We start from the raw sequence: 23,741 nt of genomic DNA, 5'->3' as shown, positions 1-23,741 counted from the left end.
TTTCAAGCGCCTGATCCGCGAGGCCGCGCTGAAACACGATTGTTTCGCCACCTTCATGGCCAAGCCGATCGAAGGCGAGCCGGGCTCGGCCATGCATGTGCACCATTCGGTCATCGACGAGGACGGCAAGAATATCTTCACCGGACCGCAGGGCGGCGAGACGGATGCCTTCTTTCATTTCATCGGCGGCTTGCAGGAACACTTGCCCAGCGCGATGGCGCTGATGGCCCCTTACGTGAACAGCTACCGCCGCTATGTGCCGGGCGAGGCCGCGCCGGTGAACCTCGAATGGGGGCGCGACAACCGCACGACCGGCATCCGCATCCCGATCTCCAGCCCCGAGGCGCGGCGGATCGAGAACCGCCTGCCCGGGATGGATTGCAACCCCTACCTTTGCATCGCGGCATCGCTCGCCAGCGGCTATCTGGGGCTGATGAACGAGATCCGCCCGGACAAACGCTGGCGCGGCGAGGCCTCGGACAGCGAGGCTGAAGTGGCAGAGTCGCTCTGGACCGCGCTTGACCTCTTTGACGAGGCGACGGAGCTGCACAAGGTGCTGGGCGAGGATTTCACGCGGGTCTATTCCATCGTGAAACGCGCCGAATACACCGAATTCCTGCAGGTGATCAGCCCATGGGAACGCGAACACCTGCTGTTGAACGTCTGATGGCAGGGCCGCTCTACCGCAACGAAAAGCAGGGCGAACTGCCCGATAGCTGGTATGTCGCCAGCGCCGATATCCCGCCCGACCGCCCTGCCCTGCGTGGGGCCGTCAGCGTCGATGTCTGCATCGTGGGTGCAGGCTTTACCGGATTGTCGGCTGCGCGGCATCTGGCGGCGAAGGGCCTCGATGTCATCGTCGTGGATGCGCACCGCGTCGGTTTCGGGGCATCGGGCCGGAATGGCGGTCAGGTCTGGAGCGGCTACAACTATCCCCATAGCGAGATCGCCGCGCGGTATGGGGCCGCGCATGCCCGCGACCTCTGGCAGATCACGCAGGACGCCAAGGACACCGTGCGAGACCTTTGCGCCACCGCGATCCCCGAGGCCCGGTTCCGCCCCGGGATCGCGGAATGTGCGACAAAACCGGGCGAGGTTGCGGATATGCACCGCGAAGCGGCCTTCCTGCAGGACACCTACGGTTATGATGCCATCCGTCAGCTTGACCGGGACGACATGCGACGGCTGATCAAGACCACCGACTACTACGGCGGGACGTTCGACATGGGCGCAGGGCACATCCATCCCTTGCGCTACGTCTTTGGTCTGGCACGGCTGGCCGAGGCGGCCGGGGCGCGCATCTTCGAACGCACCGAGGTGCACCACATCGCAGAGGGCGATCCAGTGACGCTGCGGACCGGCAAGGGTCAGATCACCGCACATCATGTCATACTCGCAGGCAACGGCTATCTGCCGAACATCAACCGCGCGGTGACAGCGAAGATCCTGCCTGCGAACAGCTATATCGCGGCGACCGAACCGCTTGGCGACAGGGCAAAGGACGTTCTGGCCGAGGATATTGCCGTCAGCGACACCAAGTTCGTCAAGACCTACTACCGGCTGTCCGACGACGGCCGGCTGCTCTATGGCGGGCGGGCGGCCTATGGGATCGGGTTTCCGAAAGATCTAGCGACGGAAATGGGCGGACGGATCGAGAAGATGTTTCCGCAACTGCGCGGCGTGCGGATCGACTATGCCTGGGGTGGGACATTGGGGATCACGGCGACAAAGCTGCCCGCGATTCAGCGGGTGGCCCCGAACATCGTCTCGGCGGCGGGTTATACCGGTCAGGGCGTCGCGCTGTCGGGTCTGGCGGGGAAAGTGCTGGCGGAAGCGATTGCCGGTCAGGCTGACAGGTTCGACACGCTGGCCACACTCGACGTGCCGGACTTTCCGGGCGGCCTTTTGCTGCGCGATCCGATCCGGCGGCTGGCGATGACGTGGTTTGCACTGCGGGACAGGCTGGGGCTCTGACAGGGCTTTACGTGATGTTAACCAGCGTTGCGGCAGGCTGGGTGGATGAACGATGCACAGCGCAACATCCCCCATGGCCGTGATTGGCTGGAACAGGTCTTTCACTGTCAGGCGGCCCGATCCGGTGGTGTGATCCGGCGGCAAATCGTGGACGTCGAACGCGAGGTGGGCGTTCGCGCCTTTGTCGCCGAGGTTGAACGCCGGCATTTTCGTTTGGTCAGAACACCGCGCCACTTCGTCATCGTCTGCGACAGCGGCCAGATCGAGGTCGTCTGTTAACAGTTTCTTCGGATTGGTCCCTTATGGGATTTCTAGAAATCCCATGGCCGACCCGATGAACAATACAGGCCCCCTACTTGCCCATCTTCGACAACTTGGCCTGCAGGGCCGAAAGCTGTTCCTTGATGTCGTCCAGATCGTCACTGTCTTCCGATTGCTTCGGCGTCGGGGGGGCCATCATGTTGCCCGTCATCGCCTTGAAAAACGCCTCTTGCTGGGCGCGCATCGCCTCGAAACCCGGCATCGCGGCCATCGGGTTCGCCTTGCTCATGTTTTCCAGCGCTTTCGATTGCCCCTCGCGCAGCATCTCGAAACTGGCCTGAAGAAAGCTTGGCACCACAGAGGCCGCCTGACTGGTGTAGCTACGCACCAGATCGGTCAGCACATCAACCGGCAAGACGCTTTCGCCACGGCTTTCGTGCTCGGCGATGATCTGCAACAGATACTGGCGCGTCAGGTCATCCCCCGATTTGAGGTCGACGATCTGCACCTCGCGCCCTTCACGGATGAAGGCGGCGATATCTTCCAGCGTCACATAGTCGCTTGTTTCGGTATTGTACAAACGGCGGCTGGCATAGCGCTTGATCAAGAGCGGTTTGTCGGTCTCTGCCATCGGTCTGCCCTCCCGGACGTATTGCGGTGCACAGAAGACTATGCCGCGCCTGCTAAAAAGGAAAGACATTGCTGCATACGAAAAGACGGCCCGCACCGGCGGACCGTCTTTCATGACATCTATCCCGAGGGAGGATCGGGACGATCGTCCTTGGCGCTTACTTTGCCGCCGTGGTTGCCTTCTTGGCAGCGGCTGTCATGTCGTCAGTCGCTTTCTTTGCGGCTTTGGTCATGTCTTCCGACATGTCCTTGCCAGCGGCCAGAACCAGTTCCATCGTTTGGGTCTGCACTTTTTTCGCGATTTCAGCGAAAGCCGACATATGCTCGGCAGCGGCTTCGGCCTGTGCGGATGCGAAGTCAGTGATCGCCTTTGCGTAATCCGCAGGCTCTGCCTTTGCTTTCGACATGGCGCCCATTTTGGCGATGGTGTCCATGGTCCACTTCGAAGAGATCTCGGCGGATTTGCCGGCTGCGTCGAGTGCGACGGCAGACATTTTCTCGGCCAGAACGGTCTGGTTCTTGAAAGCATCTTCCATTGCTTTGGTATCGACGGGGAATGCGCCTGTCATGTCTTTGAAGATCGCGGTGAAGTCTTGTGTCTTAGCCATTTGTCTAGCCCCTTGATAAGGTGTTCGATGCGGGCTGTTTCGTCCAAGGCACCCGCGGTTATCCTGTGACACCAATATGCGTGCTGCAGTGCAGCATTTCAAGTCTTTTTTCTGCAATGCAGCATAAATTTGCTGCGCTTGCGAAAAGCCTTGGAATTATGAAGGTTTAGCTGCGACATAGGTTCCCGGCGCAGGGGCCAGCACGGGGAAATCATCGCTTCCGGGGGTGCGGGCTGTGACTTGTTTGCCTGATTTCTGCGACAACCAGGCATCCCATCGGGGCCACCACGAGCCTTCGTGAAAATCCGCCGTTTCGCGCCAGTCGTCATTGGTCAGCCCCATTTCGGGGTTGGTGTAATGGCCGTATTTGTTCTTGGTGGGCGGGTTGATGATCCCGGCGATATGGCCGCTTTGCGACAGCACGAAGGTCTTGTCCTTCGACCCCATCCTGGCCACGCCGTTGTAGCTGCTCTTCCATGCCGCGATATGGTCGGTCTCGCAGGCGACCGCGAACAGCGGCACGGTCACATCCCTCAGGCGCACAGTCTCGCCGGCCACGTCAAAACCGGAGCTTGCGAACTTGTCCTGCTGGCAAAGTCCGCGCAGGTATTCGACCGCCATCTTGGCGGGCAGATTGGTGCCGTCGCCGTTCCAATACAGCAGATCGAAGGCCGGGGGCGCCTTGCCCATCATGTAGCTCTTGATCGCGGGTGTGTAGATCAGGTCGTTGGACCGCAGGAAGGAAAACGTCCGCGACATGAAGAAACTGTCGAGGATGCCATGCTCCTGCACTTCATGCTCGATCCCGTCCACGAAGTCGTCGTCAAGGAAAACCCCGACCTCGCCCCGGTCCGAGAAATCGGTCAGCGTGGTAAAGAAAGTCGCCGCGTTGACACTGGTATCCTTGCGCTTTTTCATCAGCGCCAGCGTCAGGGACAAGGTCGTCCCCGCGATGCAATAGCCGACCGCGTTGACCTTCTTGACATCGCAGATCGCCTTCACCTGCGCGATGGCGGTCAGGTAACCGTCCTCGACGTAGTCGGTCATCGACGTCTCGCGATACTTGGCGTCCGGGTTCACCCAGGACACCACAAAGACCGTATAGCCCTGATCGACCGCCCATTTGATCAGACTGTTCTGCGGCTTGAGATCCATGATGTAGAACTTGTTGATCCAGGGCGGAAAGATCAGCAGCGGGATCTCATGGACCTGTTCGGTGCTGGGCGCGTATTGGATCAGCTCGAACATGTGGTTGCGGAAAACAACCGACCCCGGGGTGGTGGCAAGGTTCTCGCCCAGTCTAAATGCTGACTTGTCGGCCAGCGTGACCACAAGGTCACCATCATTGGCTTCGAGATCGGCAATCAGGTTTTCCAGCCCCGCAACAAGGCTTTCACCCTCGGTTTCGGCGGCCAGCGCAAGCGCCTCGGGGTTGGTTGCCAGGAAATTCGTCGGGCTGATCATGTCGACAAGCTGCTGGCTGAAATACCGCAGCCGCTGCTTTTCGCCCTCGTCCAGGGTTTCGATATCCTCGACAGCCTGCTGCACGGCTTGCGCGTTCATCAGGTACTGCTGCTTGATGAAGTTGAAGTAGGGGTTGGTGTCCCAAAGCTCGTGACTGAAGCGGCGGTCTTTGGGGGTTTCGTCCTTGGGTGGCTCCAGCTTGCCCTGCGCCAGAAGGTGCTGTGCCTCGACGAAATGTTTGACCGATTTCCCCCAGAATTCGATCTGGTGTTCGATCAGCTTGGCGGGATTGTGCATCATTTCGGTCATGTAGGCGGTGGCCGCCTTCATGTAGAGATCCTGGCTTGGACCCTGCAAAGCAGGCGCAACCTGTCGCCCCTGCCCCATCACACGCAGCAACCTTTGGGTCAGCTCTTCGACCTTTGCCAGATTGGCCTCGAGCTTGGCCGCATGCGGCCCGAGCGCCCCTGTTGACTCCAAATCATTTGTTGTCATGTTCCCAATCCCAAGTATATGCTGCAAGTGCAGCATGGGTGTGCGCGCAACCATCGGAGTTCGACCAAATGAAGTACATGCTGACCTACGACCTGATGGAGACCATTCGCAACACAAACCAATGGATGGGCGCGACGGCCCGCGCTTATGCGTCGTATCCAATCATGTCTTGGGGCGCAAATCCAGCCATGGACTGGCTGAAAGCCTGGGGCGAAGTGACCGAGCGCACATTCGCCCGCATGGTGGCCAAGCCGGACTGGGATATCCCCGTCCAGACAAACTTCGACGGCACGGATATGGTTGTCTCCACCGAAACTGTCGTGGCGCGTCCCTTCGGCGACCTGATCCGCTTTCGCGTCGGCAACCGCCCCGACCGCAGCCGCCGCATCATGCTGGTGGCCCCGATGTCGGGGCACTATGCCACGCTGTTGCGCAAGACCGTCATCAGCCTTCTGCCCGATGCCGATGTCTATGTCACCGACTGGCACAATGCGCGCGATATCCCCGTCAGCGCCGGCAAGTTCGATATCGAGGATTACACCCTCTATCTGATGGATTTCATGCGCGCGCTGGGGCCCGATACCCATGTGATCGCCGTGTGCCAGCCCGTGCCGCTGACGCTGGCCGCCACAGCCTACCTGGCCGAGCTTGATCCCAAGGCACAGCCCCGCACGCTGACCCTGATCGGCGGTCCCGTCGATCCCGAGGCGAATGCCACAGAGGTCACCGATTTCGGCCGCACCGTCACCATGGGCCAATTGGAAGAGACCATGATCCAGCGCGTCGGTTTCAAATATGCCGGGGTCGGTCGGATGGTCTATCCGGGCCTGCTGCAGCTTGGCTCTTTCATCTCGATGAATCTGGAAACGCACGCGAATTCTTTCCGCGACGAAATCATCAGCGTCGCCAAGGGCGAGGCCTCGGATCACGACCGCCACAATACCTTCTACGATGAATACCTTGCCGTGATGGACATGACGGCCGAGTTTTACCTTTCGACCGTCGAACGCATCTTCAAGGGGCGCGAGATTGCCCGCAACGCGTTCGTCGTGGCGGGTCACAAGGTCGATTTCGGCAAGATCACCACGGTCGCGGTCAATATCGTCGAAGGCGAGAAAGACGACATCTCTGCCCCCGGCCAATGTCTTGCGGCGCTTGATCTGCTGACGGGGCTGCCGGACGACAAGAAGGCCGCGCATCTGGAACCCGGTGCGGGTCACTACGGGATTTTCGCCGGCAAGAGCTGGCGCAACAATATCCGCCCGCATGTGCTGGATTTCATCGATGCGCATACCGATGGCAAAGGTGCGAACGTCGGCAATGTCGTGAAGCTGTCCTAGTCAGCGCAGGACCAGCGGCATCCTGATCCACCGGTGCAGCGCATCGGTGACGGCATCGGGCTTTTCCAACATCGGCATGTAGCCCGCCCCCTCGATCACCTCGAAACGCGCGTTGGGAATGAGATCGGCCAGAAACTGGTGCCGCTTGATCTGGTATTGCCCGTCATGGCTGCCGCAGATGATCGCCGCAGGCTGCGAGATCTTGCGCAGCACGTCCTGTTGGTCGCGACGGCGCTGCAAGGCCCGTGACTGTTTGATATAGGCCTCGGGGCCGACATCGCGTCCCATCTCGGTCAATTGGCGCACCAAGGCTGTCTTGTCCGCTGCGGGGCCCATCCATGTCGAGTTGATCTCATGCGCCAGGACGTCCTCCATCCGGCCCGCGCGGGCCGCGATGATCTGGTCTTCGCGGGCCGCTGCGGCCTCGGGGGTTTCGGCCTGCGCCGAGGTGCTGATCAGCGCGATCCGCGTGATGCGGTCGGGCGCGCGGCGCAACATCTCCATCGCGACCATGCCGCCAAAGCCGACACCCAAGAGCGAGAACCTTGCCGGTGTCCAGTCGAGGATCTGGCTTGCGATCTCTTCCATCCTTTCGCCACAACTGCCCGGCGCGACCATCACGGCATGGTCCTGGCAAAGGGCGCGCAGTTGCGGAAAAAACACCCGCGCATTGCAGAGGATCGGCGGAATCATCACAAGGGCTTCGCGGGACATGGATCGTCACACCTTCGACTGCTCGGCCATCTGTCGTGGCTCTGACCGCGACTATCCAATGGCATATCGGCCATTGGCAAGTGTTAGTCGCCGGGCAAGGCATCCAGCCAAGCCAAAATCCGCGTGACGGCAGGACCGGTCTGTCGCGGGGAAAAGATATCGCCCGCCATCAGATGCCCCATGGCGTCATCATCCGGACCCTGCTGGAACCTGTAGTCGGCGACCGGTGCACCCCAGCGCGCCATCACCTTGCGCGTCCGGCGGGCAGAGACGACCTGATCGGTCTCATTATAGCAGAACAGAGCGGGGGTTCCGATCTGCCCGAGATCCGCTGCCAGGGCGGCCCGCACCGCATCCGCCATCACATGCACCGCCTTGGTCGGATAGCGGGGGGTCCAATAGGCGGCATGTGCCGCGCTGATCGTGGGAAACCGCCGCTCGCGTCCGGCGATCAGGTGGGACCAGTGTCTGGACCAGGGCAAGTCCAGCAGGACCTGCGCCAGTCGATGGGTCAGCCCGAAGTTGGGCGAGACATGCACCATGGCATGTGCCCTCGCCCCCTGCGCCAGGGCCAGTGTCGCCAGCGTGCAGCCGGTCGAGCAGCCGATGACGATCACGCGCTTGCCGATGGTGGCGGCAATCTCCAGCGCCTCGGCCACATCCGCCTGCCATGCCGCCAGCGTCGCCCGCCCCATGGCGGCCCCGTCCTGACCATGTCCGGTCAGGCGCGTGAAATGCAGGTTGGCGCCCAGCGCCTTGGCCACCATATCCGGCAAGGGCCTGATCTCTTCGGGCGAGGCGGAAAAGCCGTGGATGAAAAGAACGCTGATATCGGTCGCCCGGGCGGGGTCGCCCGCCCAGATGATCCGCTTTTCGCAGCCCGGCCGCAGGTCGGGGACCTTCGCTTCGGATGCCCTGAGTGCTGCCTCGATTGTCGCAAGGTCACGCACGGTCACGCCAGGGCACGCACCGCCATCGGACGGTAGACCAGCATCAGCCCAAGGATCGCGGCCAGAAGGATCCCCGCAGGGATCAGCGTGATCGCCATTTGCAGCGTTGCAATCGCCGCATCGGTCTGCGGCACCGTCCCGCCGGTGGTTTCCTGCCAGCCCGCTGCCGCCAGCGTCAGTCCCAGCACCGCAGGTGCCAGCGCATTGGCCAGCTTCTGCCCGAAAAGCCAGACGGCGGAAAACGCGCCCTCGATCGCCGCCCCGCTTTCGCGGCGGGTGACATCCATCAGGTCAGGATAGATCGCCCATGGGATCTGCTGGTAGGCGCCGTTTGTCATCCCGGCCAGAACGAACATGCCCGCAATGGCGGTGACATTGACCGAGGGCAGCACCGCGTAGAGCGCATAAAGCAAAACCACATAGAGCGACAGACCCAGCACCAGCGCCCCAAGCTTGCCCATCCGGTGCGACAAGAGCACCCAGACCGCCTGACTAAGGATCGACCCCACCACGAAAGCCGCGAACAACAGGCTGAGCGTGGTCAGCGCGGCAGCCGCCCCCGACAACATCGTGTCGCCGCTGTCGATGATCAGATAGAGCGCGGCAAAAGGCAGCCCCGCCGTGATCATCGCGATGGCCAGCGTCATGACACCGTAGAGAATGACCAGCACCATGAAGGCACGGTTCGCCAAGACCAGCCCGATGATGCCTGCGATGCCCTCGGTCGCGGGCGTTTCGATCCTTGGCGCCTTGCGGATCGTCCAAAGCGACAGCCAGACCGCCCCCACCATCAGCGGTGTGACCAGCAGCGCCGCCGCCGCATAGCCCATGCCCGCCGCCAGACCGGGGATCAGCGCGCCGCCGATCAGGATGCCGATGCTGGCGAAAGCCATGCGCCAGCCCGTCATGACCGAGCGTTCCTTGGGATCCTGCGTGATCTCTCCGGCCTGTGCGCCATAAGGGATCGCGACCATGGTGAACCCGATTGTGGCCAGCCCGAAGAAGGCGACGACCCAACCGACGTTTCCGCCCATGCCCAGCCCTGCGGGCACGGAAAACAGACCGACCATCCCCGCCGCCATGACCAGAACACCCACGAACATCCATGGTGCGCGACGCCCGAACCGGCTGTTGGTCTTGTCCGACAGATACCCCACCAGCGGGTCGGTGATGATGTCGAAGATCAGGACGGCGGTGGTCACGAAACCCGCGATGCCAACCGGCACGCCAAGATAGGCTGTCAGATAGGTCAGCACCAAAAGCTGCTTGACCACCACGAAGACCACGATCCCCATATCGGCAAGGCCCCAGCCCGCCTTCTGCCCCATTGATAGCGCCATGTGTTCTCTCTCCCCCAAGGCTGTTTCGCACCCTATGCAGGGCCGCGAATTTTGCCAAAGGAAAACGTGGCGTCAGGTGGCGCGGGCGAGAACCTCTGTGACGCTCGCGACGATGAGGTTCAGGCAGTCGTCGTCGGAAAACCGGTGGTCCGCCCCCTTCACCAGTGTCAGGCGCATATCGGGGCCTTCCGCGTGGTCAAGCAGGCGCAGGGCGACGGACATATCCACATCGGCGTCCGCGGTGCCTTGCAGGAAACGCACCGGAAACGGCAGCGGCAGCGGATCGCGCAGGACAAGACGGGTGCGCCCTTCTTCGATCAGGCGGCGCGTGATGATGTAGGGCTCGCCATAGTCGGACGGCAAAGCCACCTGCCCCGCCATCAATTCCGCCTTCTGCGCCTTTGTGAAACCCGCCCACATGCTGTCTTCGGTGAAATCTGGTGCCGCTGCGATGGTCATCAGCCCCGCGACCTTTTCCGGCATCGCGCGGGCCACCAGCAAGGATATCCACCCGCCCATGCTGGAGCCGACCAGAACCGCAGGACCGTCGATCAGCGACAGCGCCGCCGAGGCGTCCGCGAACCAGTCGCCGATACAGCCGTCGGTGAAAGCCCCGCTGCTTTCACCATGGCCGGAATAGTCGAACCGCAGAAACGCGCGGCCTTGCGATTCGGCCCAAGCCTGCAGGTGCAGGGCCTTGGTGCCCTGCATGTCGGATTTGAAACCGCCAAGGAACACAACCGCCGGACCTTCTCCTTGGGTCAGGTGATAGGCAATCCTGCGGCCCTGGTCGGTCGTCAGATAGTCAGGCATTCTGCACCTCATCCAGTCCCCTTGCGGCAACGGCGGCAGCAAAACACATCGCCGCAAAAAGGCCAATGACCAGCGGGAGGCTGATCGCGGCAAGCGCCGCCGAGACCGCGCCGGCCCCCATCAGGACAAGCCCCACGACCGTGTTGGACAGCGCGGTATAGCTTGCCCTGTCATCGGCGTCGGCCATATCGACCAGATGGGTCGCGCGTCCCTGCCGGACACCGTGGTGGGCAATCATCACACCGAACAGCGCCGCGGGAATCAGGCCGGCCATCGTGGCGGCACCAGCCAGCGCCAGCAAGGCGAGCGCGGCCAGAACGGCTCCGCCCGCCAGCCCCGCCAACAAGAGCACCCTGCGCGAGGAACGGTCCGACAGCCGTCCCCAGACATAAGACGACAAGAGCGAGGCAAGCGCCGAGGCCAGCACCAGTCCACCCAACTGCCCGATCGCGTTTTCGGGCTGCAGGGCCACAAGATACGGCGGCGCAAGCGCTGTCCCGACCAGAAGACTGCGCACAAGAATGAAGCGCGTCAGCTGCGGGTCCTCTGCCAGCAATCGAAACTGCGCGGGGGTAGAGGTGTCTCGGCCTTCCGAGGGAAATTCACGCATCGTCGCAAAGACCGCGGCAGCCCCGACCCAGAGACATGCGGCCAGTGCGATCGCGGCGATCACAAGCGTGTAACGCTGCTCCCACCCCGACAAAAGGACCAGAGCGAAGACGATAACCCCCGCAGCCGATGCCGAACTGGCAAAGCCCGTTGCCGTGCCACGGCGCGATCTCTCGACCGTCTTGCCCAGAACATCCTTGTAACTGGCCGAACAGACCGACCGCGCGACCGCAAGAACGGCGAGACAGGCAACGATGGTAAGACCCGCAGCCTGCCCTTCTTGCGTCAGCGCCGCCCAAGCAATCGCGCCGGCCATCAATCCCTGAACCAGCGTGCCACCCGCCCAGAACCACTTACGGATCGCGGCACGGCCGATGTAGGGTGCCGTGAAGAGTTGCGGCAGCAACGCACCGGCTTCGCGGACCGGCACAAGCAAGCCAACCCAGAACGCACCGGCCCCGAGGTTGACCAAGAGCCAGCTCAATACAAGCTTGGGGTCGATCAGACCATCGGAAATCTTGCTGAACGACAGCGCGACAAGATGCCGAAGAAAATTCTTCGGTTCCACCGCCTTCGCCTTGTCGCTCAGGTCGGATTCACCTGTCCGATCTTCGGTGACGGCGTCAAAGATACGTTCGGCTGTTGTTTCTTTCATGCTCTATCCCTTCGGGATGAAGGGTAGTGCGCAGAGGGAATTGTCACGTTTCCGGCAGATTATCCGCCGACGTAGACCGCAGCCTTTGGCCGATAAAAGATTTTCTGGTCATGCAACCGGCCAAGCAGTTCCTCGTTCTCGCGCTGGTCCTGTTCGATCACGCGGATCGATTCCAGATGGGCGGGATTTTCCTCGGACAAGGCCAGCCGCATCCGCGACAGCTCGCGCCCGCGGGCGCGCAGCGCTTCTTCGATCATGTCGACATCGGCGATACTGAGATCAAACTGGCGATTGTAGCTTGGCATGAACGGTCCCCTGCATCTTGGTTTCCCATCGGAAACTAGGTCGTCTTTAGAGATTGATCGGTCGCAGTCAACGTATATCTCTGCATACATTTCATGAGCCGCGCGCATATGGCTTGACCTTGACCGCGCGCAAAGGCATTCAACCGCCACATATACCCGCAACCGGGCGTTCCGTGGGCGCCAAACCGACGAGGAGACGGCCCTTATGGCACAGATTTCCCTGACCTTTCCCGATGGCAATTCACGACAGTATGCGGCTGGCGTGACCGCTGGCGACGTGGCCGCCGATATTTCGACAAGCCTGCGCAAGAAAGCCATTTCCGCAACCGTGAACGGCCAGCACTGGGACCTTCAGTGGCCGATCACGGCAGACGCGACAATCGCCATCAACACGATGAAGGACGAAGCCCCCGCGCTGGAACTCGTCCGTCACGATCTGGCGCATATCATGGCGCGTGCCGTGCAGGACATCTGGCCCGAAACGCAGGTCACCATCGGTCCTGTCATCAAGGACGGCTGGTATTACGATTTCGACCGCGCCGAAGCTTTCTCGCCCGATGATCTGGGCCTGATCGAAAAGAAGATGAAAGAGATCATCAACGCCCGTGACGAGGTCCGCACCGAAGTCTGGGACCGTGACCGCGCGATCCAGTATTACAAGGACCGTGGCGAGCCCTATAAGGTCGAACTGATCGAAAGCATCCCCGGGGACGAACCCTTGCGGATGTATTGGCACGGGGATTGGCAGGACCTTTGTCGTGGGCCGCATTTGCAGAACACAGGGCAAGTCCCCGCCGATGGCTTCAAGCTGATGTCGATTGCCGGTGCCTATTGGCGCGGCGACAGCAACCGCGCGATGCTGCAACGTATCTACGGCACGGCCTTCACCAACAAGGAAGGCCTGCGCGCGCATCTGAACATGCTGGAAGAGGCCGCCAAGCGCGACCACCGCAAACTGGGCCGCGAGATGGACTTGTTCCACATGCAGGAAGAGGCCCCGGGGCAGGTCTTCTGGCACCCCAACGGCTGGACGGTCTACACGACGCTGCAGGACTACATGCGCCGCCAGCAGCGCAAGGGCGGCTATGTCGAGGTGAACACCCCGCAGGTCGTCGACCGCAAGCTGTGGGAGGCCTCGGGTCACTGGGAGAAATATCAGGACCACATGTTCATCGTCGAGGTGGACGAGGAACACGCCCGCGAAAAGGCGGTCAATGCGCTCAAGCCGATGAACTGCCCCTGCCATGTGCAGATCTTCAATCAGGGTCTGAAATCCTACCGTGACCTGCCGCTGCGCATGGCCGAGTTTGGGTCGTGCAACCGCTATGAACCCTCGGGCGCGCTGCATGGCATCATGCGGGTGCGCGGGTTCACGCAGGACGACGGGCATATCTTCTGCCGCGAAAGCCAGATCGAAAGCGAAACAGCCGCGTTCATCCGCTTCCTGGGCGAAATCTACAAGGACCTCGGGTTCGAGCGTTTCAAGGTCAAGTTCTCTGACCGCCCCAAGACCCGCGCCGGTTCGGATGCGGTCTGGGACAAGGCCGAGGCCGCTTTGCTGGCCGCCACCCGCGCCGCCGGGATCGAGCCGGAACTGAACCCCGGCGAGGGGGCCTTTTACGGACCCAAGCTGGAATTCGTCCTGACCGACGCCATTGGCCGTGACTGGCAGTGCGGAACGCATCAGGTGGACTTCGTGCTGCCCGAGCGTCTGGATGCCACCTACATCGGCGAGGATGGCGCCAAGCACCGCCCCGTCATGCTGCACCGCGCGACGCTGGGATCGTTCGAGCGTTTCATCGGTATCCTGATCGAGGAACACGCCGGCAAGCTGCCGTTCTGGCTGGCACCGCGTCAGGTGGTCGTGGCGACGATCGTGTCCGATGCGGACGACTACGCGATGGACGTTGTCGATGCCCTGAAGAAGGCGGGCGTCCGCGCCGAGGCCGACCTGCGCAACGAAAAGATCAACTTCAAGGTCCGCGAGCATTCAGTCGGCAAGGTGCCGGTGATTCTGGCCTTGGGCGCGCGCGAGGTCGCGGAAAAGACGGTGACCGTCCGGCGCTTGGGCGAGACCCAGACCTCTGTAACATCTCTGGCCGAGATCGTGGCGGAACTGGGTGGGGCCGCGACCCCGCCGGACCTACTGTAACATTCAAAGCCGCGATGCTGTAACAAACCCGCCGACGGCACCATCGGCGGGCTTTCTGTTTTTGTTGGCTTTTTCAGGTGCGACGGCCTGCCGCAGCGCAGCAATCGCGCACGCCATCTCACGCCGCCGCGATGCACGGGCGTGTGAATGGTCCATCAATGGTCTTCGCAGCTAGGCTTCGGTCATCGCCCGTCGTGGTGAAAATCCGAAACATGACCCAAACCGAAGGAAACTATCCCATGTCCAACGTCACCAAGACCATCATTCTGGCGACTGCCGTCGCCTCTGCCGTTGCCGGTATCGCTGGCTCGGCCACCGCTCAGGAAAACGAAAAATGCTTCGGCGTCTCGCTCGCCGGTGAAAACGATTGTGCAGCCGGCCCCGGCACGACATGCGCCGGCACATCGACCGTCGACTATCAGGGCAACGCCTGGACGCTGGTCCCCGCCGGCAGCTGCGGCGACATCGCACTGCCCGCGATGGCGGATGGAACCGCGCGCATGGGCTCACTCGAAGAGCTGGACCGCGATCTGCCTGCGTAAACCGCGATTTGTTCAGGGCGGCCAAGCGCCGCCCTGTTCCACCACCCCCAAGGGACAGACCCATGCTGGACGCAACACCCCCATCCTTTCTGCCTGCGCGCCCCGGTGTCGGCTACAAGCCGCAACACTACACGCAGATCATGGAAAAGCCCGCCGCCCTCGGCTGGCTGGAAATCCATGCAGAAAACTACATGGGGGACGGCGGACGTCCCATCGCCCAATTGCGTCATCTGGCCGAGCATTTCCCCATCTCGGTCCACGGCGTGGGTCTTTCCATCGGGGGTGAGGGCGATCTGGACCGCGATCACCTTGCCCGTCTGAAACATCTGGTAGGCTGGCTGAACCCCGCCAGCTTTTCCGAACATCTGGCATGGTCCACCCATGACAGCCATTTCTTCAACGATCTGTTGCCCCTGCCCTTTACGCCCCAGACGCTTGCCCGCGTCGCCTCGCACATTTCCCAAGTCCAGGACACGCTCGGGCGGCGGATGCTGCTGGAAAACCCGTCCAGCTATCTGGCCTTTGCCGAATCCACGATGTCAGAGACCGATTTCCTGCGCGATCTGGTGCAGCGGACAGGTTGCGGACTGCTGCTGGACGTCAACAACGTCTTCGTCAGCGCCACCAACCTCAAGACCTCGCCGCAGGACTATATCGCCGCCTTCCCGCTTGAGGCGGTGGGTGAAATCCACCTTGGCGGCCATGACGAGGATGCAGACGAAACCGGCGCCCCCCTGCTGATCGACAGCCACGGGCGCGCGGTCGTCGATCCGGTCTGGGCGCTGCTGGACAAGACGCTTGCCCGCTCTGGCCCCAAGCCGGTGCTGATCGAATGGGACAATGACGTGCCGGATTGGCCGGTGCTGAACACCGAGATCGTCAAGGCGGACCGCGCGCTGGCACAGGTGCGCGCATGACCAGGGTGACCCAGTCCCAATTCCGCACCGCGATGCTGGATGCCGCCGTTGCCCTGCCCGCAGGGATCGTGAACCCCGATGGTGCCCCCGCCAGCAAACGCTTCGACGTCTATCGCAACAACGTGGCAGTCGGCCTGTCCGATGCGCTGGAGACCGCATTCCCCGTTACTCGCAAGCTTCTGGGGGATGAATTCTTTCGTGCGATGGCGGGCGTCTTTCTGCGCACCCATCCGCCGAAATCACCGCTCATGATGTTCTACGGCGAGGCCATGCCGCAGTTTCTGCGCCGTTTCGGCCCCACCAGGACACTCGGCTACCTGCCGGATGTGGCAAAGCTCGAACTGGCGCTGCGGCAGGCCTATCATGCGGCCGACGCGGACCCCGTCCAGCCCGAGGCACTTGCCGCGATTGCGCCCGACGCGCTGATGGAGACGAGACTTCGGCTGGCGCCTGCCGTCAGGACGATCACCTCTGATTTCCCCATCCACGCGATCTACCGCGCGAACACCCAAACCGGCGCACCCAAACCGGTCATGCAGCCCGAGGCCGTGTTGATCACCCGCCCCGGCTTTGATCCGCAAATCCACGCCATCAACGCCGCCGGAGCAGCCTGTGTAAAGGCGCTGTCGCAAGGCAAATCGCTGGGTCACGCGCTGGCGTCATCGGACGACACGCTGGACCTTGGCGCGGTGCTTGGCCTTTTGCTCGCACAAGGCGCTGTAACCGAAATCCACTGAAAGGTATCCCCATGACCGCGCTTTCGCCGACCCGTCTTGCACGTCCGATCAACCGGATAGGTGACGAGGCGCTGCCCCTCTTTGCCCGTCTTGTCTTTGCCGGTGTGTTGCTGGTCTATTACTGGAATTCTGGGCTGACCAAGCTGGGCGACGGTTTTTTCGGTGTCTTCAATCCCTCGCTCGGGGCCTATGCACAGATATTCCCCAAGCAGATGGAGGCGGTCGGCTATGACGTCTCGCAACTGGGGCTGTTCCATTGGGCCGTCGTGGTCGCCGGAACGGTGGCAGAGTTCGTGCTGCCCCTTCTGATCCTGATCGGTCTTCTGACACGCCTTGCGGCACTCGGCATGATCGGATTTATCGTCGTGCAATCGCTGACCGACCTTTTCGGGCACGGGGCCATCGCAGATCCCGCTGCCTTCGGGGCATGGTTCGACCGCGCCTCGGACGCGCTGATCCTCGATCAACGCGCCTTCTGGGTGCTGGGCCTTTTGATCCTTGTCTTCAAGGGCGCAGGGGCGCTCTCGGTCGATCGGCTGATCTTCAGAAGTGCGCCTTAGGCTCGTCCGGCTTGCCTGCGGCAATCGCCAGAATGCCGGCCAATCCGACAAAGCCGATCGGGAACATCGTGCCCACGTTGAAGCCGAAGGCAGAGTAGAAAAAGAAACAGCTGACCAGCATCAGGATACCGCCCCAGAGCGCGCGGTATTTGGCCATGGCCCCGCCCGCAATCGCCAGAAGCGGCGCGATGAAGCTGGCAAAACGGATGAAACCGGGGTTTTCCAGAAAGCCGAAAATCTCGCCCACTTCGTTGTGACGTTCCGACAATTCGGCATAACCGTAGCCGAAAAGTCCGACGATGATACCGATCAGGCCGCCGATGATGCCGAGGATGCTTGCGGCGTTGCGCATGGGGGTCTCCTTACTGCTCTGACGACGACATAATCAGCCTAGGCCGTTCCGCCAAGATATTTCGCCTGCACCTCTGGCTTCCAGCCAATGGTCAGCGTCCCATGGTGGTCGATCACGGGACGTTTCATCACTGTCGGATGGGCCCTGAGAAGCGTCAAAGGGTCCTGCGCTTTCTGCGATTCCGAAAGCGCCCGCCACGTGGTCGAGGCCCGATTGATGGCCGCCGCGTCAAATGCGCCGATGATGCGCAGCAGATCAGCCTCGGGAATCCCGTCGGTCCTGACGTCGATCACCACGGGGTCATATCCTGCCGCGGCAAGCGCCTTGAGCGCTTTACGGCATGTGTCGCATGATTTCAGACCAAAAATTCGCATTTCGCCTCCGTTTTGTGCAAAGTGCCGCTGATACCAGCCGCGACGATCCGTGTCATTTGCGTTTTACAAAAAAGCCGCAATGCTCGGAAGCAAGACATGAGGCTGCAAATGGTTTCGCGGCCCCTGTCTTGACGACAAAGGAGAACGGACATGCCGACTGGCACCGTAAAGTGGTTCAATACGACCAAAGGCTACGGGTTTATCGCTCCCGATGGTGGGGGCACCGATATTTTTGTGCACATTTCAGCAGTCGAGCAGTCCGGTCTGACCGGTTTGGCCGACAACGAGAAAGTGACCTTCGATTTGATCGAAGGGCGCGACGGGCGCAAGATGGCCGGCAATATCGCCAAGGCCAGCTAAACGGGACATCTTCCTTGAACGATGTGCAGCGCGGGTGCAGTGGCGGCCCCCGCGTCAGTATTTGCGTTCGGGCATCCTGCTGCGTAGCAGTTCGCGCAAATCGGTGTCCTGCATCGGCTTTGCGCGCTCTTCTTCCTCGCGCATGACTTCATCGAAGGCTTTCTGGCGGTTTTTCACCTCTTTGTATTTGTCGAGAAAGACCAGCACGGCTCCGGCGCATTGCAGGCTGAAGAAAAACAGCGACAGAAAGACGACGGTGCCGATCAGGATCAGGGCCTCGCGACCGAGATCGGCAAGGTCATCGGGCCCTTTGAAGCCATCGGCGACAAGCAGGATCTGCATCACGGCATCCTGCGCGATGCCGAGGATCCCAAGCCCGAAAATGGCGATCGGCACCGAGAAAGACAGACCCAGCTGGGACAACAGGACCAGCGCGAAGACCGACAGAAACCCGCTGCCGAAGCCGAAGAACGGGGTATGCGGACGGCCAGAGGGGTCGACCCCGATGGACGCGCCGGCAAGGGGCACAAGCAGTGCTGCGCGGATCGCGAATGTCGCAAGGGCGACAAAGGCGATCAGCCCCCATGCCAAAAGGGGATCGGTCGCGATCAGCGTTTCGAGCAAAGCATCTTCATCAATTTCACCAAGTGCGATCATCTCGAGCGGCGTCATGGAAGAGAAGAACAAGAAGACCGCCCCGGCCACTCCAAGGATCATCAGGATCACGACGGCCTCGAACAGACCGTAACCGATGGCAGGCTTCAACATCTGCACATAGTTGATCTTGGGCTTCAGGTAATGCGCCTGTAGCCCGACGCGCAGCCCGACCATCACAGGGATCGCCGTTGCCCCGACACCGAAGGCAACAATGATCAGCACTGACACGAAAGTCGACAACATCGACGCGATGAAGGCAAGGATGGCGGCGATCAGGCCGAAGACAACCAGCATGATGACCAGGACGGGAAAGGCGATCAAATAGCGCCAGAGGATCGAGAATGAAAATGGAATGGCGCGAAAGAAGATCACGGACGGGGCCTCTATAGCTATGAAAATACCGCCATTATGACGCGATCGATTGTTTCATAAAGCGAAAACTCGGCGGCGTCGCGATCGTGGGGTCGGATAGGGCGGCCTTGCCCCTGTTCTTTGCAAGATCGGCCCTGCACCGTTGCATCTGCGCGTGGCTGCCCCCCCGCGCGATCAGACCCTGTGCAGATAAAGGTCGAAATCCACGTCCGGGATCGTGCGCGCGACCAGTGCATGTTCCGAGGCTTTGACCGCCGTAAAGGTCCGGTGCATCTCTTGCCCAAGCGCGTCCGCCAGAAACCGAGACCCCTTGGCCGCAGCGATGGCCGCCCCCCAGTCACGGGGGATCGACGCTGTGCCTTCAGCCTCGTATCCGTTGCCGGTGGTCTGTGGTCCGGGATCGATCCCTTCGGCAATCCCCTTGCGGATCGCGGCCAGAACGGTGGCGGCGACAAGGTAGGGGTTCGCATCCACCCCCGACAGGCGATGCTCGATCCGGCGCGCCGCCACTGGTCCGGCAGGGATGCGCACCGCGACAGAGCGGTTGTTGGTTCCCCATGTCGGCGAGACGGGCGCATAGCTTTGCCGCGCGAAACGCCGCCAACTGTTGGCATGCGGTGCAAAGACAAGCATCGTTTCGCCCATCGTCTGCAACAGCCCCCCGACGGCGTGGCGCAGGTTCGCGGTCAGGCCCTCGCCCGGGTTTTCGGCAAGCAGGTTCTGTCCCTCGGCATCGTTCAGGCTGACATGCAGATGCATGCCCGACCCGGCGTAATCCGCCAGGGGTTTGGCCATGAAACAGGCAACCACGCCGTGCCGCCGGGCCTGTGCCCGCACGATCCGTTTCAGGCGCACAAGATCGTCGGCGGCCTGCATGATGTCCGGTCGGTAGTGCAGCGTCAGTTCATACTGGCCCGGCGCATATTCCGAAATCAGGGTCTCGGCGGTGATACCGGCGGCACGGGCACCGGCATAGATGTCATCGAACAGGGGCTGCATGCCGATCAGGTGGTCGACGGAATAGACCTCTGTCCTTGCAGAGTGGCGGCCGTCCAGCACATCGCGCGCCGGCTGCATCTGCCCATCGGGTCCGCGTTCGGGGTCGAGCAGGAAGAACTCCAGCTCGAAGGCGGCCGCAGGATGCAGTCCCATCTCTTTCAGCGCGCTCGCCTGCCGCGCCAAGGCGTGGCGCGGGTCCGACAGCATGGGTGTTCCGTCAAGCTCGAACTGCGTCAGAAACAGCTCGGCCCGCGCGGGGGCGGTGCCGTGCAGCATCGCCAGCGAGCCCGGCACCGGCCAGGCCCGCAGGTCACCATCGCCGGTGTCCCAGATCAGTCCGGTCTCGTCGACATCCTCGCCCAGGATATCCAGCCCGAGAATCGAGATCGGCAGATGGCGACCATTGCGATAGAGCGACAAGAGCTCGTGGCGGCGGATGATCTTTCCACGACCGATCCCGTTGGAGTCGTGCAACAGGATGTCGATCGCCTCGACCTCGGGGTGTGCGGCCAGAAATGCCGTCGCTTCCTCGGGCGTCGATCCGCTGGGGCTGATGTTGGACATGGTCAGTTTCCTTTCAATTCAGCCACCACTTCGGAAAAGGCCGCGACCAACCGGTCGATCTGTCCGGTCTGCGTGACGGGGCTGACAAGCATCATGTTGTGGAAGGGGGCGATCAGGCATCCGCGATTGAGAAGCCCCAGATGCACCGCCGCTTCGACGGGTGGCTGATGGGCGGCCGCGGCCTCGGTGCCATTGCGCAGGGGGCCCGGGGCACAGATGAATTCGACCCGCGCGCCGACACGCACCACATGCCAAGGCAAACCGGCGGCGGCGATGACCTCGGACAACCCCTTTTCAAGCCGCGCGGCACCCTTGTCCATCGCCGCAAAGGCCTCGGCGGTGGCGACCTCGGCCATCGTCGCTTCGAGACAGGCGAATTGCATCGGGTTGCCGGCAAGGGTCGTCCCCATGCCGGAATGCCCCGAAGGGCGCGCAGCGTCATAGGCGCGGAAACGGGCGGCAAGTGCATCGGTCATGCCCCAGAGCGCGGTCGGCATCCCGCCCGCCACGCATTTTCCGATGACGAACATATCGGGCTTCAAGCCATGCACGCCGGTGTAGCCGCCCGGCCCCGATGACTGGGTATGGGTTTCGTCGATGATCAAGAGCGCGCCGTGACGGTCGGCGAGTTGCCGCAGCCCGTCCAGAAACCCCGCCTCGGGCAGGACCATGCAGGAATTGGTCATCACGGGCTCGGTCAGGATCGCGGCGACATCGCCTGCGGCCAGCGCCGCCTCGACCCCCGCAAGATCGTTGAATTCGACACAGACAGCACCCGTGCGCAGATCGAACCCCTGCCCGACCAGACCGGCGCGGGCCTCGGTGCGGCCATCCACCAGTTCCACCATCGTATCTTCAAGGGTGCCGTGGTAGCAGCCGTTGAAGACCAGCACCTTGCGCCGTCCCGTGACCGCGCGGGCAACCCGCAATGCATGGCGGTTGGCGTCGGTGGCGCTGAGGGTGACCTGCCAGATGAAGGCCCCGAACCGCTTTTGCAGCAGGGCACCGGCATTCAGCGCGGCCTTTGATGGCAACATGTAGGTCAGCCCATGCCGCGCCTGCCGACGGATCGCCCGACGGACGGGCTTGGGCGAATGTCCGAACATCGAGCCGGTATCGCCGAGGCAGAAATCATCCAACCTGTGGCCGTCCAGATCGGTCAGCACCGCATCGCGCGCCGATTTGACCACCAGCGGAAACGGCGATGGCCAATCGCGCATCCAATGCATCGGCACGCCCGCCAGCCACGGCCCCGCTCCGGCGTCGAGTGCGGCGCGACACTGCGGTCGGGACTGCGTGTATCTTTCAGCCTCGCGCAAGGCGAAGGTGGTCAACACCTTCCGATCCAGTCCCGCAACCATCCGCTCATCTTGTCTTTGCGACATGGATGTCATTGATCTTCCTGTTGTTTGATGGGCAGCCGCCCGCGCGTTTGCTTGCGGGCCCGATCATTGAGTGTTCCGAGTTGCTGTCGCTGTCAAACGTATTTTGGGGCAGTCTGTGACGAAGCCGTTCGCCGCGGCTGCCTGCCAGAGGTGGCCGACCTCCCGGCACCGGAAACGGCCTGCGCCTTTGGCCTTGCGAGATGCAGATCGGGTCGTCAGAACCCGACCGCCTGCCCATCCTTGCGCGGGTCCGATCCTGCGGCATAGGCACCGCTATCCAGCCTTGCGATCAGTTGCGCGCCGCCGAAACCGAAAGCGTTGTCCGGTGCCTCGCGTTCGACCGCGTGGCCCATGTCGGACAAGCGCTGCAAGGTGGCCTTTGGGAAGGTTGTTTCGCAGGCAAGGCCAAGCCCCCCCGTCGCCCGCCACCGGGGGGCATCCACCGCCATCTGCACATCCTGTCGCCAAAGCTGGGTCCGCAGCGTCATCTGCAGATGACCTTGCGCCTGCATCGGCCCGCCCATGACGCCGAAGCTCATCAGGGGTGTGTCGCCCTTCATCAGGAAGGCGGGGATGATCGTGTGAAACGGACGCTTGCCGGGCGCCACGACGTTCTGGCTTTTCGGGTCCAAAGAGAAACCGGCACCGCGGTTTTGCAGATGGATGCCGGTCCCGGGCACCGTGACGCCTGACCCGAAGCCTGCATAATTCGACTGGATGAAGGACACCATCATGCCCGCGGCATCCGCCGCCGAAAGATAGACGGTCCCCCGCGCGGGCGGCTTGCCGGTCTTGAAATCCGTCGCACGATCGGGATCGATCAGCCGCGCACGGCTCGCCAGATAGCCATCATCGAGCAAATCCTCGGGGGTCACTTCGGTCATGTGGTCGATGTCCGCCACATAGGCCTCGGCGTCGCGCAGGGCGAGTTTCATCGCTTCGATCTGCAGGTGCAGCGCACGCGGATCATCCGCATCGAGGTCACGGATACCGGTGTGATCCAACATGCCGAGGCCCATCAGCCCGGCGATCCCCTGCCCGTTCGGCGGGATCTCGTGCAGCGTCACATCGTCAAAATCCTTGTGGATGGTGCCGCACCAATCCGCCTTTTGCGCGGCCAGATCGGCGATGCGCATGGCCGCACCATGCGCGATGGCGAAGGCCTCGATCCTTTCGGCCAGCTCGCCTTCGTAAAACGCCCTGCCCCGCGTTTGCGCAATCAGGCGCAGACTGCGGCCCAAGTCGGGGTTGGCATAAATCTCGCCAGCCAGAGGGGCGCGGCCATCGCGCAGAAAGTTGGCCGCGAAACCGGGCTGGTCCTTCAGTGTCGCAGCGCCCATCTCCCAAAGTTTTGCGATCACGGGCGAAACCGGAAAGCCCCTTTCCGCATAGCCTATCGCGGGCTCGAAGAGGGTCGCGAACGGCAGCTTGCCGAACTGGTCTGACAGGGCGACCCAGCCCGACACGGCACCGGGCACGGTGACGCTGTCCCAGCCGTGAAACGGCATTGTCCGGTGGCCCCTGAAGTAGTCCGGGGTCCACCCCTGCGGCGCCCGCCCCGATGCGTTCAGGCCATGCAACCGGTCGCCGTCCCAGAGAATACAGAACGCAT

At 62.2% G+C, this 23,741-nt stretch carries 25 protein-coding genes; 10 read left to right on the top strand and 15 right to left on the bottom strand.

What is annotated here, in order from left to right; all coding sequences use genetic code 11:
• The 3 genes from V7N12_RS08455 to V7N12_RS08445 all read left to right on the top strand — a co-directional run.
• Nucleotides 1-667, top strand: a 667-nt coding sequence (locus V7N12_RS08455; protein ID WP_443089947.1) for a glutamine synthetase family protein, incomplete at its 5' end; no start/stop codon positions are given.
• Nucleotides 634-1,974, top strand: a complete 1,341-nt coding sequence (locus tag V7N12_RS08450) for an NAD(P)/FAD-dependent oxidoreductase (protein ID WP_333714011.1) — start codon at nt 634-636, stop codon at nt 1,972-1,974. The genes V7N12_RS08455 and V7N12_RS08450, both read left to right, overlap by 34 nt.
• 45 nt (nt 1,975-2,019) lie before the next feature.
• Nucleotides 2,020-2,253, top strand: coding sequence for an N-(5'-phosphoribosyl)anthranilate isomerase (locus V7N12_RS08445; protein WP_333714009.1), 234 nt, complete (start codon nt 2,020-2,022; stop codon nt 2,251-2,253).
• Nucleotides 2,254-2,326: 73 nt separating this feature from the next.
• On the opposite strand, the gene phaR is transcribed toward V7N12_RS08445, so the two are convergent.
• From phaR to V7N12_RS08430, 3 genes are all read right to left on the bottom strand, one after another.
• Nucleotides 2,327-2,866 carry a polyhydroxyalkanoate synthesis repressor PhaR gene (gene phaR, locus V7N12_RS08440; protein ID WP_333714008.1) on the bottom strand — a complete coding sequence of 180 codons (540 nt, stop codon included), beginning with the start codon at nt 2,864-2,866 and terminating at the stop codon, nt 2,327-2,329.
• 157 nt (nt 2,867-3,023) lie between these two features.
• Entirely contained in the window at nt 3,024-3,473 is a 450-nt protein-coding gene (locus V7N12_RS08435) for a Phasin (protein WP_333714007.1), read from the bottom strand.
• Nucleotides 3,474-3,629: 156 nt separating this feature from the next.
• Nucleotides 3,630-5,432, bottom strand: coding sequence for a PHA/PHB synthase family protein (locus V7N12_RS08430; protein WP_333714006.1), 1,803 nt, complete (start codon nt 5,430-5,432; stop codon nt 3,630-3,632).
• A 68-nt stretch (nt 5,433-5,500) separates the two neighbouring features.
• On the opposite strand from V7N12_RS08430, the gene phaZ reads away from it, so the two are divergent.
• On the top strand, nt 5,501-6,772 hold the full coding sequence (phaZ, locus tag V7N12_RS08425) for a polyhydroxyalkanoate depolymerase (RefSeq protein WP_333714005.1): 1,272 nt from the start codon (nt 5,501-5,503) through the stop codon (nt 6,770-6,772).
• Here the strand turns inward: phaZ and V7N12_RS08420 are convergent, their stop codons facing one another.
• The 6 genes from V7N12_RS08420 to V7N12_RS08395 form a co-directional block, all read right to left on the bottom strand.
• Nucleotides 6,773-7,486, bottom strand: a complete 714-nt coding sequence (locus V7N12_RS08420) for an alpha/beta fold hydrolase (protein WP_333714004.1) — start codon at nt 7,484-7,486, stop codon at nt 6,773-6,775.
• A gap of 83 nt (nt 7,487-7,569) precedes the next feature.
• Complete coding sequence (locus V7N12_RS08415; protein WP_333714002.1) at nt 7,570-8,442, bottom strand: alpha/beta hydrolase; 873 nt, start codon at nt 8,440-8,442, stop codon at nt 7,570-7,572.
• Nucleotides 8,439-9,776 carry an MFS transporter gene (locus V7N12_RS08410; RefSeq protein ID WP_333714000.1) on the bottom strand — a complete coding sequence of 446 codons (1,338 nt, stop codon included), beginning with the start codon at nt 9,774-9,776 and terminating at the stop codon, nt 8,439-8,441. The genes V7N12_RS08415 and V7N12_RS08410 overlap by 4 nt, the downstream gene beginning before the upstream one ends.
• Before the next feature lie 72 nt (nt 9,777-9,848).
• A complete protein-coding gene (locus tag V7N12_RS08405; RefSeq protein ID WP_333713999.1) occupies nt 9,849-10,589 on the bottom strand; it encodes an alpha/beta fold hydrolase in 741 nt (246 codons plus the stop codon).
• Nucleotides 10,582-11,853 (bottom strand): MFS transporter, encoded by a 1,272-nt coding sequence (locus V7N12_RS08400; protein ID WP_333713996.1) that lies wholly within the window; start codon nt 11,851-11,853, stop codon nt 10,582-10,584. The genes V7N12_RS08405 and V7N12_RS08400 overlap by 8 nt, the downstream gene beginning before the upstream one ends.
• A gap of 59 nt (nt 11,854-11,912) precedes the next feature.
• Nucleotides 11,913-12,158 carry a hypothetical protein gene (locus V7N12_RS08395; RefSeq protein ID WP_333713995.1) on the bottom strand — a complete coding sequence of 82 codons (246 nt, stop codon included), beginning with the start codon at nt 12,156-12,158 and terminating at the stop codon, nt 11,913-11,915.
• A 205-nt stretch (nt 12,159-12,363) separates the two neighbouring features.
• Here V7N12_RS08395 and thrS point away from each other — a divergent pair, with 205 nt between their 5' ends.
• The 5 genes from thrS (at nt 12,364) to V7N12_RS08370 (ending at nt 17,066) form a co-directional block, all read left to right on the top strand.
• Nucleotides 12,364-14,310, top strand: coding sequence for a threonine--tRNA ligase (thrS, locus tag V7N12_RS08390; RefSeq protein ID WP_333713994.1), 1,947 nt, complete (start codon nt 12,364-12,366; stop codon nt 14,308-14,310).
• Between the two features lie 239 nt (nt 14,311-14,549).
• A complete protein-coding gene (locus tag V7N12_RS08385; protein ID WP_333713993.1) occupies nt 14,550-14,852 on the top strand; it encodes a BufA1 family periplasmic bufferin-type metallophore in 303 nt (100 codons plus the stop codon).
• 62 nt (nt 14,853-14,914) lie between these two features.
• Nucleotides 14,915-15,769: an MNIO family bufferin maturase gene (gene bufB / locus V7N12_RS08380; protein ID WP_333713992.1), complete on the top strand. Its 855-nt coding sequence runs from the start codon at nt 14,915-14,917 to the stop codon at nt 15,767-15,769.
• Complete coding sequence (locus V7N12_RS08375; RefSeq protein WP_333713990.1) at nt 15,766-16,506, top strand: HvfC/BufC N-terminal domain-containing protein; 741 nt, start codon at nt 15,766-15,768, stop codon at nt 16,504-16,506. The genes bufB and V7N12_RS08375 overlap by 4 nt, the downstream gene beginning before the upstream one ends.
• An 11-nt stretch (nt 16,507-16,517) precedes the next feature.
• Complete coding sequence (locus V7N12_RS08370; protein WP_333713988.1) at nt 16,518-17,066, top strand: DoxX family membrane protein; 549 nt, start codon at nt 16,518-16,520, stop codon at nt 17,064-17,066.
• Here the strand turns inward: V7N12_RS08370 and V7N12_RS08365 are convergent.
• Together V7N12_RS08365 and V7N12_RS08360 are read right to left on the bottom strand one after the other, a co-directional pair.
• Nucleotides 17,050-17,418: a hypothetical protein gene (locus tag V7N12_RS08365; protein WP_333713986.1), complete on the bottom strand. Its 369-nt coding sequence runs from the start codon at nt 17,416-17,418 to the stop codon at nt 17,050-17,052. The genes V7N12_RS08370 and V7N12_RS08365 overlap by 17 nt on opposite strands.
• 38 nt (nt 17,419-17,456) lie before the next feature.
• On the bottom strand, nt 17,457-17,792 hold the full coding sequence (locus V7N12_RS08360) for an arsenate reductase family protein (RefSeq protein WP_333713985.1): 336 nt from the start codon (nt 17,790-17,792) through the stop codon (nt 17,457-17,459).
• Nucleotides 17,793-17,942: 150 nt separating this feature from the next.
• On the opposite strand from V7N12_RS08360, the gene V7N12_RS08355 reads away from it, so the two are divergent.
• On the top strand, nt 17,943-18,152 hold the full coding sequence (locus V7N12_RS08355; protein ID WP_333713983.1) for a cold-shock protein: 210 nt from the start codon (nt 17,943-17,945) through the stop codon (nt 18,150-18,152).
• A 54-nt stretch (nt 18,153-18,206) separates the two neighbouring features.
• On the opposite strand, the gene V7N12_RS08350 is transcribed toward V7N12_RS08355, so the two are convergent.
• The 4 genes from V7N12_RS08350 to V7N12_RS08335 all read right to left on the bottom strand — a co-directional run.
• The gene (locus tag V7N12_RS08350; protein ID WP_333713982.1) at nt 18,207-19,181 is read right to left on the bottom strand and encodes a hypothetical protein; all 975 of its coding nucleotides are present in this window, start codon (nt 19,179-19,181) and stop codon (nt 18,207-18,209) included.
• Between the two features lie 174 nt (nt 19,182-19,355).
• Nucleotides 19,356-20,744 (bottom strand): glutamine synthetase family protein, encoded by a 1,389-nt coding sequence (locus V7N12_RS08345; protein ID WP_333713981.1) that lies wholly within the window; start codon nt 20,742-20,744, stop codon nt 19,356-19,358.
• A 2-nt stretch (nt 20,745-20,746) separates the two neighbouring features.
• Nucleotides 20,747-22,129 carry an aspartate aminotransferase family protein gene (locus V7N12_RS08340; protein ID WP_443089946.1) on the bottom strand — a complete coding sequence of 461 codons (1,383 nt, stop codon included), beginning with the start codon at nt 22,127-22,129 and terminating at the stop codon, nt 20,747-20,749.
• Between the two features lie 215 nt (nt 22,130-22,344).
• Nucleotides 22,345-23,741, bottom strand: a 1,397-nt coding sequence (locus V7N12_RS08335) for a gamma-glutamyltransferase family protein (RefSeq protein ID WP_333713978.1), incomplete at its 5' end; no start/stop codon positions are given.

The sequence above is a fragment of the Yoonia sp. genome, assembly GCF_036770585.1.
Taxonomy (GTDB): domain Bacteria; phylum Pseudomonadota; class Alphaproteobacteria; order Rhodobacterales; family Rhodobacteraceae; genus Yoonia.
The sequence above is the reverse complement of the archived record's forward strand: the minus strand, read 5'-3'. Positions and strand labels throughout refer to the sequence as shown.

Excerpts from the sequence above, each read along its gene's own strand:
- V7N12_RS08365 (WP_333713986.1), bottom strand. The coding sequence starts at position 17,418 with ATGCGCAACGCCGCAAGCATCCTCGGCATCATCGGCGGCCTGATCGGT.
- V7N12_RS08445 (WP_333714009.1), top strand. The coding sequence starts at position 2,020 with ATGAACGATGCACAGCGCAACATCCCCCATGGCCGTGATTGGCTGGAA.
- V7N12_RS08450 (WP_333714011.1), top strand. The coding sequence starts at position 634 with ATGGGAACGCGAACACCTGCTGTTGAACGTCTGATGGCAGGGCCGCTC.
- V7N12_RS08405 (WP_333713999.1), bottom strand. The coding sequence starts at position 10,589 with ATGCCTGACTATCTGACGACCGACCAGGGCCGCAGGATTGCCTATCAC.
- phaZ (WP_333714005.1), top strand. The coding sequence starts at position 5,501 with ATGAAGTACATGCTGACCTACGACCTGATGGAGACCATTCGCAACACA.
- thrS (WP_333713994.1), top strand. The coding sequence starts at position 12,364 with ATGGCACAGATTTCCCTGACCTTTCCCGATGGCAATTCACGACAGTAT.
- V7N12_RS08395 (WP_333713995.1), bottom strand. The coding sequence starts at position 12,158 with ATGCCAAGCTACAATCGCCAGTTTGATCTCAGTATCGCCGATGTCGAC.
- V7N12_RS08360 (WP_333713985.1), bottom strand. The coding sequence starts at position 17,792 with ATGCGAATTTTTGGTCTGAAATCATGCGACACATGCCGTAAAGCGCTC.
- V7N12_RS08345 (WP_333713981.1), bottom strand. The coding sequence starts at position 20,744 with ATGTCCAACATCAGCCCCAGCGGATCGACGCCCGAGGAAGCGACGGCA.
- bufB (WP_333713992.1), top strand. The coding sequence starts at position 14,915 with ATGCTGGACGCAACACCCCCATCCTTTCTGCCTGCGCGCCCCGGTGTC.
- phaR (WP_333714008.1), bottom strand. The coding sequence starts at position 2,866 with ATGGCAGAGACCGACAAACCGCTCTTGATCAAGCGCTATGCCAGCCGC.
- V7N12_RS08410 (WP_333714000.1), bottom strand. The coding sequence starts at position 9,776 with ATGGCGCTATCAATGGGGCAGAAGGCGGGCTGGGGCCTTGCCGATATG.
- V7N12_RS08370 (WP_333713988.1), top strand. The coding sequence starts at position 16,518 with ATGACCGCGCTTTCGCCGACCCGTCTTGCACGTCCGATCAACCGGATA.
- V7N12_RS08420 (WP_333714004.1), bottom strand. The coding sequence starts at position 7,486 with ATGTCCCGCGAAGCCCTTGTGATGATTCCGCCGATCCTCTGCAATGCG.
- V7N12_RS08375 (WP_333713990.1), top strand. The coding sequence starts at position 15,766 with ATGACCAGGGTGACCCAGTCCCAATTCCGCACCGCGATGCTGGATGCC.
- V7N12_RS08385 (WP_333713993.1), top strand. The coding sequence starts at position 14,550 with ATGTCCAACGTCACCAAGACCATCATTCTGGCGACTGCCGTCGCCTCT.
- V7N12_RS08340 (WP_443089946.1), bottom strand. The coding sequence starts at position 22,129 with ATGTCGCAAAGACAAGATGAGCGGATGGTTGCGGGACTGGATCGGAAG.
- V7N12_RS08435 (WP_333714007.1), bottom strand. The coding sequence starts at position 3,473 with ATGGCTAAGACACAAGACTTCACCGCGATCTTCAAAGACATGACAGGC.
- V7N12_RS08355 (WP_333713983.1), top strand. The coding sequence starts at position 17,943 with ATGCCGACTGGCACCGTAAAGTGGTTCAATACGACCAAAGGCTACGGG.
- V7N12_RS08400 (WP_333713996.1), bottom strand. The coding sequence starts at position 11,853 with ATGAAAGAAACAACAGCCGAACGTATCTTTGACGCCGTCACCGAAGAT.
- V7N12_RS08430 (WP_333714006.1), bottom strand. The coding sequence starts at position 5,432 with ATGACAACAAATGATTTGGAGTCAACAGGGGCGCTCGGGCCGCATGCG.